Here is an 18493-nt window from a genome sequence, read left to right as displayed (position 1 = left end):
TGCCTGTACGCGGCAAGTCGGCGTCTATTCGCCCAACTTTCGCGGCATTTGTGACGTTTGCAAACATGAACTCCGGCCATCTAATGGCATGATTTAAATACAGAGGTAATTGCGATGCGCATCAGCATATTTGGTTTGGGTTACGTTGGCGCAGTGTGTGCCGGTTGCCTGTCTGCCCGTGGCCACGAAGTGGTCGGCGTAGACATCTCCAAGGAAAAGATCGACCTGATCAACGCCGGCAAATCGCCGATCGTCGAGCCGGGTCTGGGCGAACTGTTGAGCCAGGGCATCGCAAACGGTCGACTGCGCGGCACCACCAACTTCGCCGACGCCATCCGTGATACTGACCTGTCGATGATTTGCGTCGGTACGCCGAGCAAGAAGAACGGCGACCTGGAACTCAACTACATCGAATCGGTATGCCGCGAGATCGGTTTTGTCCTGCGTGACAAGACCACCCGCCACACCATCGTGGTACGCAGCACCGTGTTGCCGGGCACCGTCGCCAACGTGGTGATCCCAATCCTCGAAGACTGCTCCGGCAAGAAAGCCGGCGTCGACTTCGGTGTTGCGGTCAACCCGGAATTCCTGCGCGAATCCACCGCCATCGCCGACTACGACCTGCCACCGATGACCGTTATCGGCGAATTCGACAAAGCCTCCGGCGATGTCCTGCAGTCGCTGTACGAAGAACTCGACGCACCGATCATCCGCAAGGACATCGCCGTAGCCGAGATGATCAAGTACACCTGCAACGTGTGGCACGCCACCAAGGTCACCTTCGCCAACGAGATCGGCAACATCGCCAAGGCGGTCGGCGTCGACGGTCGCGAAGTGATGGAAGTGGTCTGCCAGGACAAGACCCTCAACCTGTCCCAGTACTACATGCGCCCAGGCTTCGCGTTCGGCGGCTCCTGCCTGCCTAAAGACGTGCGCGCCCTGACCTACCGCGCCAGTTCCCTGGACGTGGAAGCGCCGCTGCTCAACTCGCTGATGCGCAGCAACGAGTCCCAGGTGCAGAACGCCTTCGACATCGTCGCCGGCCACGACAAACGCAAAGTCGCCCTGCTGGGCCTGAGCTTCAAGGCCGGTACCGACGACCTGCGCGAAAGCCCGCTGGTCGAGCTGGCGGAAATGCTGATCGGCAAGGGCTACGACCTGAGCATCTACGACAGCAACGTCGAGTACGCCCGTGTCCACGGTGCCAATAAGGACTACATCGAAGGCAAGATCCCCCACGTGTCGTCCCTGCTCAACTCGGACTTCGATGATGTGATCAACAACTCCGACGTGATCATCCTCGGTAACCGCGACGAGAAGTTCCGCGCCCTGGCGCAGAACGCACCGCACGGCAAGCAAGTGATCGACCTGGTGGGCTTCATGTCCAAGGCCACCAGTACGACAGGCCGTACCGAAGGCATTTGCTGGTAACAGCAACGGTAAGTTTCGAGCTGCAGGCGTACCAATCCCCAGCGCTTGCAGCTCGAAGCCTTCTTCACCTTCGGATGACGCTTATGTCCAAGTTAAAACACGTACTGCTCCAATCCGCCGGCTGGCTGTTCTTTCTGAGCCTGCTGATGGGTCTCGCCCTGCTGTTGCCGGCGAGTACGTTCGACTCCGAGTCGAAGAATTTTATTTTCCTGATTGGCGCTGTCGGTATCTGGCGCTACTCGATGGGTGCTACGCATTTCTTTCGCGGCATGCTGTTCCTGTACGTGGTCTACCCGCACCTGCGCCGTAAAGTGCGCAAGCTGGGCAAGGCTGCCGACCCGTCCCACGTGTTCCTGATGGTCACCAGCTTCCGTATCGATGCGCTGACCACCGCGCAGGTCTACAGCTCGGTGATTCGCGAGGCCATCGAATGCGGCTTCCCCACCACCGTGGTCTGCTCGCTGGTGGAAATGTCCGATGAGCTGCTGGTCAAGAGCCTCTGGGAACGCATGAACCCGCCGGATCACGTCAAGCTCGACTTCGTGCGTATCGCCGGTACCGGCAAGCGCGACGGCCTGGCCTTCGGTTTCCGCGCCATCTCTCGCCACCTGCCGGACGACCGCGCCGTGGTTGCCGTGATCGATGGCGACACCGTGCTCGCCGAAGGCGTGGTGCGCAAGACCGTGCCGTGGTTCCAGCTGTTCGGCAACGTCGGCGGCCTGACCACCAACGAATTCTGTGAAGTGCGCGGCGGCTACATCATGAGCGAGTGGCACAAACTGCGCTTCGCCCAGCGCCACATCAACATGTGCTCCATGGCCCTGTCCAAGCGCGTGCTGACCATGACCGGCCGTATGTCGGTGTTCCGCGCCAACGTCGTGACGGACCCGGGCTTTATCGCCGACGTGGAAAGCGACTCGCTGCAGCACTGGCGCCTGGGCCGCTTCAAGTTCCTCACCGGTGACGACAAGTCCAGCTGGTTCAGCCTGATGCGCCTGGGCTACGACACCTTCTACGTGCCGGACGCCGCGATCCACACCGTGGAACACCCGCCGGAAAAGAGCTTTATCAAAGCCAGCCGCAAGCTGATGTTCCGCTGGTACGGCAACAACCTGCGCCAGAACTCCCGAGCCCTGGGCCTGGGTGTGCGTCGGCTGGGCCTGTTCACCAGCATCGTGTTGTTCGACCAGCGTGTGTCGATGTGGACCTCCCTGCTCGGCCTGACCGTGGCAATCATCGCCACCTTCAAGTACGGCGGCGCGTTCATCCTCGCGTACCTGCTGTGGATCGGCATCACCCGCCTGATCCTGACCCTGCTGCTGTCGTGCTCCGGCCACAAGATCGGCCCGGCTTACCCGGCGATTCTCTATTACAACCAGATCATGGGCGCGTTGGTGAAGATCTACGTGTTCTTCCGCCTTGATCAACAGTCCTGGACCCGCCAGGACACCAAACTGACCCGCGATTTGGCCAGCTTTCAACGTTGGTTCAACACCTGGTCGTCTCGGACCATGACCTTCTCCGCCGGCAGCATCTTCGTTGCCGTGTTGCTGATGATGGTCTGACCCTGCCAAGCCTGAATTAACCAAGGAATTACACCGTCATGAACAGCCAAGTAAATGCCAACGTTGTCCACGAGTCCGAAGCCCAGCGTCAACATGCCCGGGTCAAAATCCCGGCCAAGCTGCGCTTCTTCAACACTGACCGCACCCAGACCGAAGCGCGGGTGATCGACCTGTCCGCCGGCGGCCTGGCGTTCACCGCCACCCAGCCGTTGACCGTGGGTGAAGTGCACAAGGGTCGCCTGCAGTTCGTCATCGATAACCTCGGCCTGGCCATGGATGTGGAGCTGCAGATCCGCTCCTACGACCGCCAGACCGGCCGCACCGGTTGCCAGTTCCAGAACCTCGACGCCCAGGATATTTCCACCCTGCGCCACCTGATCACCTCGCACCTGTCCGGCGACATCGTGACCATGGGTGACGTGCTGGCGACCCTGCAACGCGACAACTTCACCAAGGCGCGCAAGGTCAAGGACAGCGGCAGCAACATGAGCGCCTTCGGTCGCCTGCGCGCCGTGACGTTCAGCCTGGCGATCTTCCTCGTCGGCCTGGCAGCCTTCGGCTTCGTGTTCAAATCGGTGTACGGCATGTACTTCGTCAGCCACGCCCAGGCGGGCCTGGTCAGCGTGCCCGGCATGAACGTGACCATGCCCCGCGACGGCACCGTGCAAAGCCTGCTCAAAGGTGACGCGGTGGCGGCCAAAGGTGCGCCACTGGCGACCTTCAGCACCAGCATGCTGGATGTGCTCAAGGGCCACCTGGACGAAGACCAGCTGCAGCCGGCCAAGGTCGAAGAGCTGTTCGGCAAGCAAATGACCGGCACCCTCACCTCGCCATGCGATTGCGTGGTCGCCCAGCAACTGGTCGCCGACGGCCAGTACGCCAGCAAAGGCGACGTGATCTTCCAACTGGTGCCACGCGGCAGCCAGGCTAACGTCGAAGCTCGCTTTACCTATCGCCAGTTCGGTGACGTGCGCCCAGGCACCCCGGTGAGCTTCCAGGTGGCCGACGAAGAACAGACCCGCACCGGCACCATCGTCAGCAGCACCAGCCTGAACAGCGCCGACCTGTCCTCCGACATCCGCGTACAGATCAAGCCTGACGCCCCGCTGGACAGCGCCTACGCCGGCCGCCCGGTGGAAGTGACCAGCGACCGTGGCCCATCCCTGAACTGGCTGATCGATAAAGCCATGGCTGCGGGTCTTTAATCATGAGCGCCCTTCGAACCCTGCCGGTGCCCCTGGCGCTGGCCATCGCCCTCGCCGGTTGCGCCGGCCTGCCCGACCAACGCCTGGCCAATGAAGCGCTCAAGCGTGGCGACACCGTCACCGCGCAGCAGAATTACCAGCAACTGGCAGAACTGGGTTACAGCGAGGCCCAGGTGGGCCTGGCCGATATCCAGGTAGGCACCCGCGATCCGGCGCAAATCAAACAGGCCGAGGCCACCTACCGCGCTGCGGCGGATACCTCGCCGCGCGCCCAGGCCCGCCTCGGTCGCCTGCTGGTGGCCAAGCCAGGCTCCACCGAAGCCGAACACCATGAAGCCGAAGGCCTGCTGAAAAAAGCCTTTGCCAATGGCGAAGGCAACACCCTGATCCCGCTGGCGATGCTGTACCTGCAATACCCCCACAGCTTTCCCAACGTGAATGCCCAGCAGCAGATCAGCAAGTGGCAGGCCGCCGGTTACCCGGAAGCCGGCCTGGCCCAGGTCCTGCTGTATCGCACCCAGGACACCTACGACCAGCATCTGGATGATGTGGAGCGCATCTGCAAGGCCGCGCTGAACACCACCGATATCTGCTATGTCGAGCTGGCCACGGTCTACCAGAAAAAAGCCCAGCCGGAAAAACAGGCCGAACTGCTCAAGCAGATGGAAGCCGGCTACAGCCGCGGCACCGTCACCGCCCAACGCGTCGACAGCGTCGCCCGCGTATTGGGCGACGCCACGCTGGGCAAGACCGAGGAGAAAACCGCCCAGGCCCTGCTGGAAAAAATCGCCCCCGGCTACCCGGCTTCCTGGGTCAGCCTGGCGCAACTGCTCTACGACTTCCCCGAACTGGGCGACGTCGACCAGATGATGAAGTACCTGGACAACGGCCGCGCCGCCGACCAGCCGCGCGCCGAGCTGTTGCTGGGCAAGCTCTACTACGAAGGCAAGTGGGTGCCGGCGGACGCCAAGGCGGCTGAAGCGCACTTCCAGAAAGCCGTGGGCCGCGAAGTGGCTGCCGACTACTACCTCGGTCAGATCTACCGCCGTGGTTACCTGGGCCAGGTCTATTCGCAAAAAGCCCTGGACCACCTGCTGACCGCTGCGCGCAACGGCCAGAACAGCGCCGACTTCGCCATCGCCCAATTGTTTTCCCAAGGCAAGGGCACCAAGCCCGACCCATTGAATGCCTATGTCTTCAGCCAATTGGCCAAAGCCCAGGGCACGCCAGAGGCCAACGACCTGGCCACGCAGCTCGAAGCCCCGCTTACACCGGAACAACGCGCCCAAGGCCAACGCCTGGTGCAACAGGAACTGGCCGCCCGCGGCACCCTGGCCCAGAGCACGCTGCAACTGCACGCCCTGGAAGAAGAAGACGGCGAGGAATCCCTATGAAGCTCAATCCATTCGTGCAGGCCGGCATCGGCCTGACCTTCGCCCTGCTGTGGTCGTGCCCGACCCTGGCCGCGCTGACCGAAGCCAAGAATTTCGGCCTGGAAGTCAAAGTCACCGGCCAGTCCGAAGATGACCGCGACCTCGGCACCCAGAAAGGCGGCGACGTCAACGGCATCGGCCTCGACCTGCGCCCGTGGATCTACGGCGAAAGCGGCAACTGGAGCGCCTACGCCATGGGCCAGGCGGTTGCTTCGAGCGACATCATCGAGACCGACACCCTGCAACAGTCGGCGGATGACGAAAACCAGCAAACCACCAACAACGACCGCAAGACCAAGAAAAACTACCTGGCCATGCGCGAGTTCTGGGTCGGCTACAGCGGCTTCACGCCCTACCCCGGCGAGATCCTCAAACTTGGTCGCCAACGCCTGCGCAACGACGACGGCCAATGGCGCGACACCAACATCGAAGCGCTGAACTGGACCTTCGACACCACCCTGCTCAAGGCCAACGTCGGCGTCGCCGAACGTTTCAGCGAATACCGTACCGACCTCAAGGAACTGTCGCCCAAGGATAAGGACCGTCAGCACCTCTACGCCGACGCGTCCTACCAGTGGACGCCAGGCCAGTGGATCGGCCTGCGTGGCCACCACACCCATGACAACGGCAAGCTCGACTACCCGGAACCGGGCGTCGCCACCGACTCCCTGGACAAGCGCGAGAACGGCGACCTGACCTGGCTCGGCATCGAAGCCAACAGCGACGCCTACAACTGGCGCAACACCAACACCGTCAACTACTGGGCCAGCATCACCGGCATGAAAGGCGACCGCGACTCGGTCAATGCCTTGAACGCCGACGGCACCCGCCCGACAGAGGCCAAGCGCAGCGATGACGTGAGTGGCTGGGCGACCGACCTGGGTATCCGCCTGCGTCTGGACCCGCAATGGCAAGTGGGTGCGGCCTATGCCCGCGCCAGTGCCGAGTACGAGCAGAACGGCCTGCAAAGCAACCGTTCGAACTGGACCGGTACCCAGTCCCGCGTGCACCGTTTCGGCGAAGCGTTTCGTGGCGAGATGAACAACATGCAGTCCATGAGCCTGTTCGGTTCCTGGCAGCTGCGTGAGGACTACGACGCCAGCCTGGTGTACCACAAGTTCTGGCGCGTCGACGGCAACAAGCCAGTCGGCAGCAACGGCATCGACGCCGTGCAGAACAACACCGATGACGTCACCGGCGCGATCCTGTCCAGCACTTCCCTGCCCCTTGAAGACGGCAAGAAAGACCTGGGCCAGGAGATGGACCTTGTCGTCACCAAGTACTTCAAGACCGGCCTGCTGCCGGCCGCGCTCAGCCAGTCGGTTGACGAGCCATCAGCCCTGGTGCGGTTCCGTGCCGGTGTGTTCAAGCCAGGTGATGCCTATGGCAGCCAGGTCGACTCGTACATGCATCGCGCGTTTGTCGACGTGATCTGGAAATTCTGATGGGAGCCTGCGCAATGAATGCTCAAAGCCTACTCGTCGCGGCAATGCTGATGGCCAGTGCCACAGCGTTTGCCGATACGGCGGCCAAGGCGCCGACCATCGCCAAGGAACTGCAACAGGCCAAGACCTACACCATTTCCAGCCCGCCGACCGCGCCGCTGGAAATGGCCAAGCCAGCCCTGCCTGACCTGTCGGGTTATACCGCCGCAGCGATGGAAAAGAAGATCGTACGCACCAAGCCCGGCAAGATCAGCATCCGCCGCATGATGCAGGAAGACGCCCTCAAGGACTTTATCGGCGGCGACAACAAGATGGCCGAATGGGTGGTGCGCCAGCACGGCATTCCCCAGGCGATCTTTGTCGACGACGGCTACATGAACCTCAAGGACCTGCTGGGCAAAGTGCCCAAGCAGTACTTCAGCGAAACCTCGCCGGGCGTGTTCCTGGCCAAGTTGCCGATCGTGGTCGGGCGCAAGGGCATCCTGGACATCGATAAAAACACCCAGGAGCTGCGGCTGTCCCAGGAAGGCGGTTCGTTCCTGATCAACGACGGTCAGCTGTTCGTGCGTGACACCAAGATCACCGGTTGGAGCGAAAAGGCCAATGGCCCGGCGCTGTTCAAGTCGCCCAAGGAATTCCGCCCGTTCCTGCTGGCCTGGGGCGGCACCGAGACCTACGTTTCCAAGACCAAGATGGCCAGTTTCGGCTATGCCAACAGTAAGTCGTACGGGGTGAGTATTTCCCAGTACACGCCGAACATGGCCAAGGTGCTCAAGCGCCCCGAGCCGACCGGCTGGATCATCGATTCCGAGTTCTCGGACATGTGGTACGGCTTCTACTGCTACGAGACCACGGGCTTCGTGATCAAGGGCAATACCTACAAAGACAACATCGTCTACGGCATTGACCCCCATGACCGTTCCCACGGCCTGATCATCGCGGACAACACCGTCTACGGCACCAAGAAGAAGCACGGCATCATCATTTCCCGTGAGGTAAACGACAGCTTCATCTTCAACAACCGCAGCTACGACAACAAGCTTTCGGGCCTGGTGATCGACCGTAACAGCGTGAACAACCTGATCGCCGACAACGAGATCTACCGCAACCACACCGACGGCATCACCCTCTATGAGAGCGGCGACAACCTGCTGTGGGGCAACAAGGTGATCAGCAACCGTCGCCACGGCATCCGCGTGCGTAACAGCGTGAATATCAAGCTGTACGAAAACACCTCGATGGCCAACGGCCTGACCGGCGTGTACGGCCACATCAAGGATTTGACCGACACCGACCGCGACATCGCCCTCGACCCGTTCGACGCCAAGGTCTCGCTGATCGTGGTCGGCGGTGAACTGGCGGGTAACGGCAGCGGGCCGTTGTCCATCGACTCGCCACTGAGTATCGAGCTGTACCGCGTGTCGATGCTGGCGCCGACCAAATCCAGCGGCATCAGCTTTTCCGGCGTGCTGGGCGATCGCCAGGAAGAAATTCTCGACCTGCTGGTGCGCCAGCAGAAAGCCGTGCTGATCGACCCTGTCGAACGCCAGACCGAAATGCAGGACTGAGGATGACCCTTATGCACCCACACATGATCAAACTGCTGAGCCTCTCGGGTCTGGCCCTCGGCCTGCTCGCGGCCAGCCAGGGCGTGCGCGCCGACGAAATCAAGGCGCCGACCTTCACCGCCGAACCCTGCTGCAGCCTGTGCCCGGCCGCCCATGACGCGAAGAACTACACCACGCGCTACCAGCAGAACTTCACCACCCTGGTGCAAGCCCAGGGCGACTGGCTGTTCCGTACCCAGGAAGACCTGCGCACCGAGTTCGACACCAGCCCGGCCGGCTACAAGCGCATGCAACAACTGCACGACGCGTTCAAGGCCAAGGGCGTGGAACTGGTAGTGGTCTACCAGCCGACCCGTGGCCTGGTGAACCGCAACAAGCTCAACCCCGCGGAAAAAGCCTCGTTCGATTTCGACAAGGCCCTGGGCAACTACAAGACCATGCTCGGCCGTTTCGCCAAGATGGGCTACGTGGTGCCGGACCTGTCGCCGTTGACCAACGAGCAACTGCCGGACGAACTGCCGGCCCACGACTTCTACTTCCGCGGCGACCAGCACTGGACTCCATACGGCGCCCAGCGCACGGCGAAAATCGTCGGCGCCAAGGTGCGTGCAATGCCTGAGTTCGCCGATATTCCCAAGCGCGAATTCGAGACCAAGCGCTCCGGACGCATGGGCAAGACCGGCACCCTGCACAACATGGCCGGGCAATTGTGCGGCACCAGCTACGCGATCCAGTACATGGACCAGTTCACCACCGAGCCGAAAGGCGAAGCCGGCGACGGCGACCTGTTCGGCGATTCGGGCAACCCGCAGATCACCCTGGTGGGCACCAGCCACAGTGGCAAGAACTACAACTTTGCCGGTTTCCTGGAACAGGAAATCGGTGCCGACATCCTCAACGTCGCCTTCCCCGGCGGTGGCCTGGAAGGCTCGATGATCCAGTACCTGGGCAGCGACGAATTCCAGAAGAGCCCGCCGAAAATCCTGATCTGGGAGTTCTCGCCGCTGTATCGCCTGGACCAGGAGACCATCTACCGCCAGATGATGGCGCTGCTCGACAACGGCTGCGAAGGCAAGACCGCCCAGATGAGCGCGAGCACTACATTGAAACCGGGCAAGAACGAATTGCTGGTTAACAGTTCGAACAAAGACCTGCGTAATGCCAATCACCAGGTTGATATCCGCTTCGCCGACCCGTCGGTGAAAACCTTGCAAGCCACCCTCTGGTACATGAACGGGCGCCACGAGGACATCAAGATCGAGAAACCCGAAACATCCGAAACAGACGGGCGTTTCGCCTTTGAACTGCGCACCGATGAAGACTGGGCCTCGCAGAACTTGCTGGCCGTGGAAGTGCAGGGCCCCGAAGCGGGCGCTGCCGCGCAGAAGGTCGAAGCGAAAATTTGCACACGCAACGTATTCCCAGCGGGCGGTCAACAGACTGCCTCGACAGGGCAATGAGGTTACTTATGCAGAAGTTATGGATTCCATCGTTACTGGGCCTGGCGATCTTCGCCGGTTCGGTCAACGCCGCCGCCCCGCTGCGTCCGCCCCAGGGCTACTTCGCACCGATTGAAGCGTTCAAGACCGGCGACTTCAAGGAAAACTGCGACACCATGCCGACGCCCTACACCGGGCCTCTGCAATTTCGCAGCAAGTACGAAGGTTCCGACAAAGCCCGTTCGACCCTGAACGTGCAGTCGGAAAAAGCCTTTCGCGACAGCACCGCCGATATCACCAAGCTGGAAAAAGACACCAGCAAGCGCGTGATGCAATTCATGCGCGACGGTCGCCCGGAGCAGCTCGAATGCACCCTGAACTGGCTGGTGTCGTGGGCCAAGGCCGATGCGTTGATGTCCAAGGACTTCAACCACACCGGCAAGTCCATGCGCAAATGGGCCCTGGGCAGCATGGCGTCGGCCTATGTGCGCCTGAAGTTCTCCGACTCGCACCCGTTGGCCAACCACCAGCAGGAGTCGCAACTGATCGAAGCCTGGTTCAACAAACTGGCCGATCAGGTGGTCAGCGACTGGGACAACCTGCCGCTGGAAAAAACCAACAACCACTCCTACTGGGCCGCCTGGTCGGTGATGGCAACGTCCGTCGCCACCAACCGTCGCGACCTGTTTGACTGGGCCGTCAAGGAATACAAGGTTGGCGTCAACCAGGTCGACGACCAAGGCTTCCTGCCCAACGAGTTGAAGCGTCAGCAGCGTGCCTTGTCGTACCACAACTACGCGTTGCCGCCGCTGTCGATGATCGCCAGTTTTGCCCTGGTCAACGGTGTCGACCTGCGCCAGGAAAACAACAGCGCACTCAAGCGCCTGGGCGACAAAGTGCTGGCCGGGGTCAAGGACCCGGAGATCTTCGAACAGAAGAACGGCAAGGAGCAGGACATGAAGGACCTGAAGCAGGACATGAAATTCGCCTGGCTCGAACCCTTCTGCACCCTCTACACCTGCGCACCGGATGTGATCGAACGCAAGCATGGCATGCAGCCGTTCAAGACCTTCCGCCTCGGGGGTGACCTGACCAAGGTCTACGACCCGACGCATGAAAAAGGCAACAAAGGTTCCTGAGCGAACTCGGTAAAAAATGTGGGAGGGGGCTTGCCCCCGATAGCAGGGTGTCATTCAACACAGATGGCGACTGTTACACCGCCATCGGGGGCAAGCCCCCTCCCACATTTTTGAGCCAGTTTCGTCAGTAGGAATGTTGTACCGCCCTCCCCGTCTTTTCGTGGGGGGGTTTGGGGGGGCTCTGGCCCTTGACTGTTGGTTAAACATGGAGAGATCGGGATGGTTTTCTCGTCCAATGTGTTCCTGTTTCTGTTCTTGCCGATCTTTCTCGGCTTGTACTACTTGAGCGGGCAACGCTATCGCAATCTGCTGCTGCTGATTGCCAGCTACGTGTTCTACGCCTGGTGGCGAGTGGACTTCCTGGCGCTGTTCGCCGCCGTCACGCTGTGGAACTACTGGATCGGCCTCAAGGTCGGTGCCGCCGGCGTGCGCACCAAGCCGGCCCAACGCTGGCTGCTGCTGGGCGTGGCGGTCGACCTGTGCATCCTCGGCTACTTCAAGTACGCCAACTTCGGCGTCGACAGCATCAACGTCATGATGAAGTCGGCCGGCCTGGAGCCTTTCATCCTCACCCACGTGCTGCTGCCGATCGGGATCTCGTTCTACATCTTCGAGTCCATCAGCTACATCATCGACGTGTACCGTGGCGATACCCCGGCGACCCGCAATCTCATCGACTTCGCGGCGTTCGTGGCGATCTTCCCGCACCTGATCGCCGGCCCGGTCCTGCGTTTCCGCGACCTGGCCGACCAGTTCAATAACCGCACCCACACCCTCGACAAGTTCTCCGAGGGCTGCACGCGGTTCATGCAGGGTTTCATCAAGAAGGTCTTCATCGCCGACACCCTGGCGGTGGTGGCCGACCATTGCTTCGCCCTGCAAAACCCCACCACCGGCGATGCCTGGCTGGGGGCGCTGGCCTACACCGCGCAGTTGTACTTCGACTTCTCCGGCTACAGCGACATGGCCATCGGCCTGGGCTTGATGATGGGTTTCCGCTTCATGGAAAACTTCAAGCAGCCGTACATCAGCCAGTCGATCACCGAGTTCTGGCGGCGCTGGCACATCAGCCTGTCCACCTGGCTGCGTGACTACCTGTACATCACCTTGGGCGGCAACCGTAAAGGCACGCTGACCACCTACCGCAACCTGTTCCTGACCATGCTGCTCGGTGGCCTGTGGCACGGTGCGAACATCACCTACATCGTGTGGGGTGCCTGGCACGGCATGTGGCTGGCGATTGAAAAAGCCATCGGCCTCAACACCGCACCGCGCAGTTTCAACGTACTGCGCTGGGCCTTCACCTTCCTGCTGGTGGTGATGGGCTGGGTGATCTTCCGCGCCGAAAACCTCCACGTCGCGGGCCGTATGTACGGTGCGATGTTCAGCTTCGGCGAGTGGTCGCTGTCGGAACTCAACCGCGCCAGCCTCACCGGCCTGCAAGTCGCGACCCTGGTGGTGGCGTACGCAACATTGGCGTTCTTCGGCCTGCGCGACTTCTACACCAACCGCCCTGCCGAGAAAACCAAGCCGGCCGACCCGAGCCTGATCAAGGCCGTGCCGGGCGACAACCCGGGCAGCATCCACGAGCCAGGTTTCACCGTAGGTCGTGACGCTGCCGTGCAACCGGCCTACTGGACCGCTGACTGGCCACGCTACGCCATGCGCGCGGCGGTGCTGCTGCTGTTCGTGGCGTCGATTCTCAAACTGTCGGCGCAGAGTTTCTCGCCGTTCCTTTACTTCCAATTCTGAGGGAGCCGACCATGACCCGTTCATTACGCGTCCTCTATATCGGCCTGTTCCTGGTGCTGCTGCTGGCCCTGGGCGCCTGGTCGCTGCGCAGCTTCCTGGGCTTCAGTACCAACGCCGACGCGACCGTGCTCAACGGTCGCTGGACCAAGGCCGTCGAGACCCATTACGACGAGGAGTTCCCGATCAAGCGATTGGGCACCAACCTCTGGGCCGCGCTGGACTACAAGCTGTTCAATGAAGGCCGCCCTGGCGTGGTGCTGGGCCGCGATCACTGGTTGTACAGCGACGAGGAGTTCAACCCCGCCGTCAACGAAGACCAGAACCTTCAAGGCAACTACGCGCTGGTCGAAGGCGTGCGCCAGAAGCTCAAGGCCCAGGGCATCCAACTGGTGATGGCGATCGTGCCGGCCAAGGTGCGCCTGTACCCGGAGCACCTGGGTGAAGTGAAACCGGCGAGCATCCACGCCAACCTGTACCAGGACTTCCACGCCCGTGTGGCCGCCGACAAGATCATCGCCCCGGACCTGCTCGGCCCGCTGCAACAGGCCAAGCTGGGCGGCAAGCAGGTGTTCCTGCGCACCGACACCCACTGGACCCCGGACGGCGCCGAAATCGCTGCCAAGCAATTGGCTAAAACCATCGCCGATAAGACCCCGCTCCACGGCGAGCCGCAGCGTTTTGTCACCGAGGCCGAGAAGACCGAGCCGCATAAAGGCGACCTGCGTCTGTTCCTGCCCCTGGACCCGCTGTTCGAAAACCTGATGCCACCGAAAGAGCCGCTGGAAAAACGCGTCACGCACCTGGCCGAAACCAAAGGCGACGACGCGCTGTTCAGCGACAGCGAAACCCCGGTGGCCCTGGTGGGCACCAGCTACAGCGCCAACCCCAACTGGAACTTCGTCGGCGCCCTCAAGCAAGCCCTGGGCAGCGACGTGGTCAGCTACGCCGAAGACGGCCATGGCCCGATCCTGCCGATGCTCAGCTACCTGAAAAGTGACGACTTCAAGAACAGCCCGCCACAGGTGCTGATCTGGGAGTTTCCTGAACGCTATCTGCCCGTGAACAACGAAATCGGTGATGCCGACCCATCGTGGGTTGCGCAACTTAAACAAGCCGGTTCGCGCCAACAAAACATGGCACTGAACACCCCAGCTAAAAACCCAAAATCCGAGACGCCCGACCGGGCGCAAAACTGAAAGAGAGGTAACTCACATGACTTTCACTACTACTCCGCGTCGTCTCGCTAAGACTCTGGCCCTGGCTGCCGGTATGAGCTTGGTATCCCTGTCCGCCTTCGCCGGTGACGCTGCCTTGTACGGCCCAGTTGCACCGAAAGGCTCAAGCTTCGTGCGGATCTACAACGCCTCCAACCAGGAAGTCAGCGCCACTGTCGGCAGCACCAACCTCAGCGACGTGGCCCCGCTGGCCAGCAGCGACTTCAGCTTCATGCCCGGCGGCGACTACAGCGCCAAGGTCGGCAGCCAGACCGTGCCGGTCAAGCTCGCCCCGGACCACTACTACACCCTGGTCAACAACAACAGCGGCCAGCCGCAGCTGATCGAAGAGCCACCGTTCAAGAACAAGCAGAAATCCCTGGTGCGCGTGCAGAACCTCAGCGACAAGGCCCTGACCCTGAAAACCGCCGACGGCAAGACCGACGTGGTCAAGTCGGTGGCCGCCAAAGGCCGTGGCGAACGTGAGATCAACCCGGTGAAGGTGAGCCTGGCGCTGTATGACGGCGACAAGAAAGTCGGCGACGTCAAGCCAGTGGCCCTGGAGCGCGGTGAAGCAGCGGTGCTGTACGTCACCGGTTCGGGTTCGAGCATTTCGCCAGTCTGGGTAAAACGCCCGGTGTCGACCCGCTGAATGAATTTTCCGGGTCGGCTGCGGCCGGCCCGGACACGAGACAAAAACAAGAGTGAAACGACAAACCTTCGTAGCTCTGACCCAAATTGATTCAAGGAGAAACACATGATCCCAGTAATCCTTTCCGGTGGTAGCGGCTCACGTCTTTGGCCGCTTTCCCGCAAACAGTTCCCCAAACAATTCCTGGCCCTGACCGGCGAGCACACGCTGTTCCAGCAAACCCTGGAACGCCTGGTGTTCGAAGGCATGGACTCCCCGATCGTGGTCTGCAACAAGGACCATCGCTTCATCGTCAACGAGCAACTGGCCAACCGTAAACTGGAGTGCCAACGCATCCTGATGGAACCCTTCGGCCGCAACACCGCGCCGGCCGTGGCCCTCACCGCGATGATGCTGGTCAACGAAGGCCGTGACGAACTGATGCTGGTGCTGCCGGCCGACCACGTGATCGACGACCAGAAAGCCCTGCAACGCGCCCTGGCCCTGGCCACCGTGGCCGCCGAGCGTGGCGAGATGGTGCTGTTCGGCGTGCCGGCGACCCGTCCGGAAACCGGCTACGGCTACATCAAGTCCACCAACGATTCGCTGCTGCCCGAAGGCGTGAGCCGCGTACAGCAGTTCGTGGAAAAACCCGATGAAAAACGCGCCGTCGAATTCGTCAAAAGCGGCGGTTACTTCTGGAACAGCGGCATGTTCCTGTTCCGCGCCAGCCGCTTCCTGGAAGAGCTGAAAAAGCACGATCCGGACATCTACGACACCTGCGTGCTGACCCTGGAGCGCAGCCAGCAAGACGCCGATACCGTGACCTTCGACGAAGCCACTTTCGCCTGCTGCCCGGACAACTCCATCGACTACGCCGTGATGGAAAAAACCCAGCGCGCCTGCGTGGTGCCGTTGAGCGCCGGCTGGAGCGACGTGGGTTGCTGGGCTTCGCTGTGGGCGGTCAACGATAAAGACGCCAACGGCAACGTCACCAAGGGCGACGTGGTGATCCAGGACAGCAAGAACTGCATGATCCACGGCAACGGCAAGCTGGTGTCGGTAATCGGCCTGGAAAACATCGTGGTGGTGGAAACCAAGGACGCGATGATGATTGCCCACAAGGACAAGGTCCAGGGCGTCAAGCAGATGGTCAACACCCTCAACGAACAGGGCCGCAGCGAAACCCAGAACCACTGCGAAGTCTATCGTCCGTGGGGCTCCTACGACTCGGTGGACATGGGCGGTCGCTTCCAGGTCAAGCACATCTCGGTCAAGCCGGGCGCGTGCCTGTCGTTGCAGATGCACCACCACCGCGCCGAACACTGGATCGTGGTCAGCGGCACCGCCGAAGTCACCTGTGACGAGAACGTGTTCCTGCTCTGCGAGAACCAGTCCACCTACATCCCGATCGCCTCGGTGCACCGCCTGCGCAACCCGGGCAAGATCCCGTTGGAGATCATCGAAGTGCAATCGGGCAGCTACCTGGGCGAAGACGATATCGAGCGCTTCGAAGATATCTACGGGCGCTCGACGCCGGTTGAACGTGGCGTGTCGGTGAAAACTATCGCGCAGTAAAACAGTCGTACAAGAAGCCCTCGCCCAGCCCATTGCGTCCCCTATCCGCAGTGGGTTGGGTGGGGGCTTTTTGTTTGGGATTTACGCTGGCTGGGCGGGCCTCATCGGGGGCAAGCCCCCTCCCACCTTTGATCTGCGAATACATTCAAATGTGGGAGGGGGCTTGCCCCCGATGAGGCCGGCACACCCACCACAGCACTCAAGGTAGCCAATCCCACCTACGCTTAAGTTAGGATGCTCGTTCCCTACTCGAGGTGGTCTCCATGTTCTTCGGCGTTCTACTGATCATCACCTGGCTGATCCTCCTGCTGCGCTACCCGGCCAAGGCATTGCCGGTGTCGTTGGCCGCTGCCGTCGGCCTGGGTCTTGTCGCGGTGTGGGTGGTGTGGCTGGACAACCGCGAAGCCTCGCAACTGGCGCGCCTTGAACTGCGCATCACCTACGCCCCGCAGGAATGCCCGGCTGACCGCCCGCTCAAGCTGACCCTGAACAACGGCAACGACGTCCCCCTCACCGAACTGCGCTGGCGCGTCGCCGCCTATGCGCCGGGCGATACGGTCAACCTGGCCGACAACGTCTACGCCGCCCCGCGCTATCGTGGGCCCGGCGAGTTGCAGGCCGGCGCCACTTGGGACGACTGCCTGCCCACCCCGCCCCTGCGCCCCGGCTACCGCGCGCAAACCCTGGAATTTCGCGCCGAGCATCTGCAAGGCAGCTTCTCGGACTGACAAAGGACTGATCCATGCCCAACGTACTCATCACCGGTTGCTCCAGCGGTATTGGCCGCGCCCTGGCCGAGGCCTTCAAATCCGCCGGTTTCGACGTGTGGGCCAGCGCCCGCCGCCCGCAAGACGTCACCGCCCTCGCGGCTGCGGGTTTCAATGCCGTCGAACTCGACGTCAACGACAGTGCCGCTTTACAGCGCCTGGCCGAACAACTGGGAGAGCTGGATGTACTGATCAACAACGCCGGCTACGGCGCCATGGGCCCGCTGCTCGATGGCGGCACCGAGGCGATGCAGCGCCAGTTCGAGACCAACGTATTTTCCATCGTCGGCGTGACCCAGGCGCTGTTCCCGGCCCTGCGCAAGCGCAAAGGGCTGGTGGTGAATATCGGCAGCGTTTCCGGCGTGCTGGTCACGCCGTTTGCCGGCGCCTACTGCGCGTCCAAGGCGGCGGTGCATGCATTGAGTGATGCACTGCGCATGGAGCTGGCACCATTTGGGGTGAGGGTGATGGAAGTCCAGCCCGGCGCCATCAATACGAGTTTTGCCAAAAACGCCGGCGCCCAGGCCGAGCTGTTAATCAACGAAAAATCGCCGTGGTGGCCGTTGCGCGAGGGCATTCGCGCACGCAGCCAGGCCTCTCAGGACAAGCCCACCCCGGCCGGCGTGTTTGCAGCGGATGTGCTCAAGGCGGTGCAACAACCACAGCCGCCGCGCCTGTTGCGCTCGGGCAATGGCAGCCGGGCGTTGCCGTTGATGGCCGCGTTGTTGCCCAAGGGATTATTGGAAGCCGTGTTGAAAAAACGCTTTGGTTTGAATGGGAGTTTGTAAATGATCGACTACAGCGATTTTTTTGAAGAAGTGATCCAGACCCACGTCGAGATCGAGCAATGGTTTGCCGGGGTTGCGCCGGAAGGCACCCTGCAAAGCCTGCTTGCGCGCTTCTCCCCGGAGTTCAGCATGATCGCCCCCGCCACCGGCACACGCGTCAATGCAGCCGGGGTCAACGCCCTGTTCACTCGCCTGGGTGGTATGCGCCCGGGGTTGAAGATCACCTTGAGTGAAATGGCTGGGATTGACCGGCATGCGCGCGGCGCAACGGTGACTTATCGCGAGCATCAGATCGATGCCAGCGGCACACAGACCGATCGCCGCGCCACCGTAGTGTTCGAGAAGCAGGCCAGTGGTGCGCTGTTATGGCGGCATTTGCATGAGACGTTTGTGCCTCAGGCGCGCAACAACTAATGGCCAGTTAGCACCTGTCAGATCTGACAGTAGACGAGGGGGTGTCCCAGGAACAGACTGAAAACGTCGCCGGGTTTGAGCACACGTGGTATCCACGCGGCAGACTTTCCTCTCCAACCAACGA

General features: G+C 61.6%; 15 protein-coding genes. All 15 read left to right on the top strand.

The window, feature by feature from the left end; genetic code table 11:
* Positions 1–114 precede the first annotated feature (114 nt).
* The 15 genes from C8K58_RS15365 (at position 115) to C8K58_RS15290 (ending at position 18369) form a co-directional block, all read left to right on the top strand.
* Positions 115–1431 (top strand): nucleotide sugar dehydrogenase, encoded by a 1317-nt coding sequence (locus C8K58_RS15365; RefSeq protein ID WP_027604724.1) that lies wholly within the window; start codon positions 115–117, stop codon positions 1429–1431.
* 83 nt (positions 1432–1514) lie between these two features.
* Positions 1515–2996, top strand: a complete 1482-nt coding sequence (gene alg8, locus C8K58_RS15360) for a mannuronan synthase (RefSeq protein ID WP_161985711.1) — start codon at positions 1515–1517, stop codon at positions 2994–2996.
* A 38-nt stretch (positions 2997–3034) separates the two neighbouring features.
* Positions 3035–4201 carry an alginate biosynthesis protein Alg44 gene (locus C8K58_RS15350; RefSeq protein ID WP_027604726.1) on the top strand — a complete coding sequence of 389 codons (1167 nt, stop codon included), beginning with the start codon at positions 3035–3037 and terminating at the stop codon, positions 4199–4201.
* 2 nt (positions 4202–4203) lie between these two features.
* Positions 4204–5595, top strand: coding sequence for an alginate biosynthesis TPR repeat lipoprotein AlgK (gene algK / locus C8K58_RS15345; protein WP_092356192.1), 1392 nt, complete (start codon positions 4204–4206; stop codon positions 5593–5595).
* A complete protein-coding gene (locus tag C8K58_RS15340; protein WP_027604728.1) occupies positions 5592–7079 on the top strand; it encodes an alginate export family protein in 1488 nt (495 codons plus the stop codon). The genes algK and C8K58_RS15340 overlap by 4 nt, the downstream gene beginning before the upstream one ends.
* A complete protein-coding gene (algG, locus tag C8K58_RS15335; RefSeq protein WP_027604729.1) occupies positions 7079–8647 on the top strand; it encodes a mannuronan 5-epimerase AlgG in 1569 nt (522 codons plus the stop codon). The genes C8K58_RS15340 and algG overlap by 1 nt, the downstream gene beginning before the upstream one ends.
* A gap of 11 nt (positions 8648–8658) precedes the next feature.
* Positions 8659–10107, top strand: a complete 1449-nt coding sequence (locus C8K58_RS15330; protein WP_027604730.1) for an alginate O-acetyltransferase — start codon at positions 8659–8661, stop codon at positions 10105–10107.
* A gap of 8 nt (positions 10108–10115) precedes the next feature.
* Positions 10116–11225, top strand: coding sequence for a mannuronate-specific alginate lyase (locus tag C8K58_RS15325; RefSeq protein WP_083236343.1), 1110 nt, complete (start codon positions 10116–10118; stop codon positions 11223–11225).
* Positions 11226–11444: 219 nt separating this feature from the next.
* Positions 11445–12977: an MBOAT family protein gene (locus C8K58_RS15320; protein WP_027604732.1), complete on the top strand. Its 1533-nt coding sequence runs from the start codon at positions 11445–11447 to the stop codon at positions 12975–12977.
* An 11-nt stretch (positions 12978–12988) separates the two neighbouring features.
* A complete protein-coding gene (locus C8K58_RS15315) occupies positions 12989–14173 on the top strand; it encodes an alginate O-acetyltransferase (RefSeq protein WP_027604733.1) in 1185 nt (394 codons plus the stop codon).
* Between the two features lie 16 nt (positions 14174–14189).
* Complete coding sequence (locus tag C8K58_RS15310) at positions 14190–14843, top strand: alginate O-acetyltransferase AlgF (RefSeq protein WP_027604734.1); 654 nt, start codon at positions 14190–14192, stop codon at positions 14841–14843.
* Positions 14844–14948: 105 nt separating this feature from the next.
* Entirely contained in the window at positions 14949–16400 is a 1452-nt protein-coding gene (locus tag C8K58_RS15305) for a mannose-1-phosphate guanylyltransferase/mannose-6-phosphate isomerase (protein WP_027604735.1), read from the top strand.
* Positions 16401–16663: 263 nt separating this feature from the next.
* Entirely contained in the window at positions 16664–17128 is a 465-nt protein-coding gene (locus tag C8K58_RS15300; protein ID WP_027604736.1) for a hypothetical protein, read from the top strand.
* 14 nt (positions 17129–17142) lie between these two features.
* Positions 17143–17955, top strand: coding sequence for an SDR family oxidoreductase (locus tag C8K58_RS15295; RefSeq protein WP_092356189.1), 813 nt, complete (start codon positions 17143–17145; stop codon positions 17953–17955).
* Positions 17956–18369: a hypothetical protein gene (locus C8K58_RS15290; protein WP_027604738.1), complete on the top strand. Its 414-nt coding sequence runs from the start codon at positions 17956–17958 to the stop codon at positions 18367–18369.
* The last annotated feature ends 124 nt before the right edge of the window (positions 18370–18493 follow it).

Origin of the sequence: Pseudomonas sp. GV047 (assembly GCF_003058245.1) — a bacterium.
In the GTDB taxonomy this organism is placed as follows: domain Bacteria; phylum Pseudomonadota; class Gammaproteobacteria; order Pseudomonadales; family Pseudomonadaceae; genus Aquipseudomonas; species Aquipseudomonas marginalis.
The sequence above is the reverse complement of the archived record's forward strand: the minus strand, read 5'-3'. Positions and strand labels throughout refer to the sequence as shown.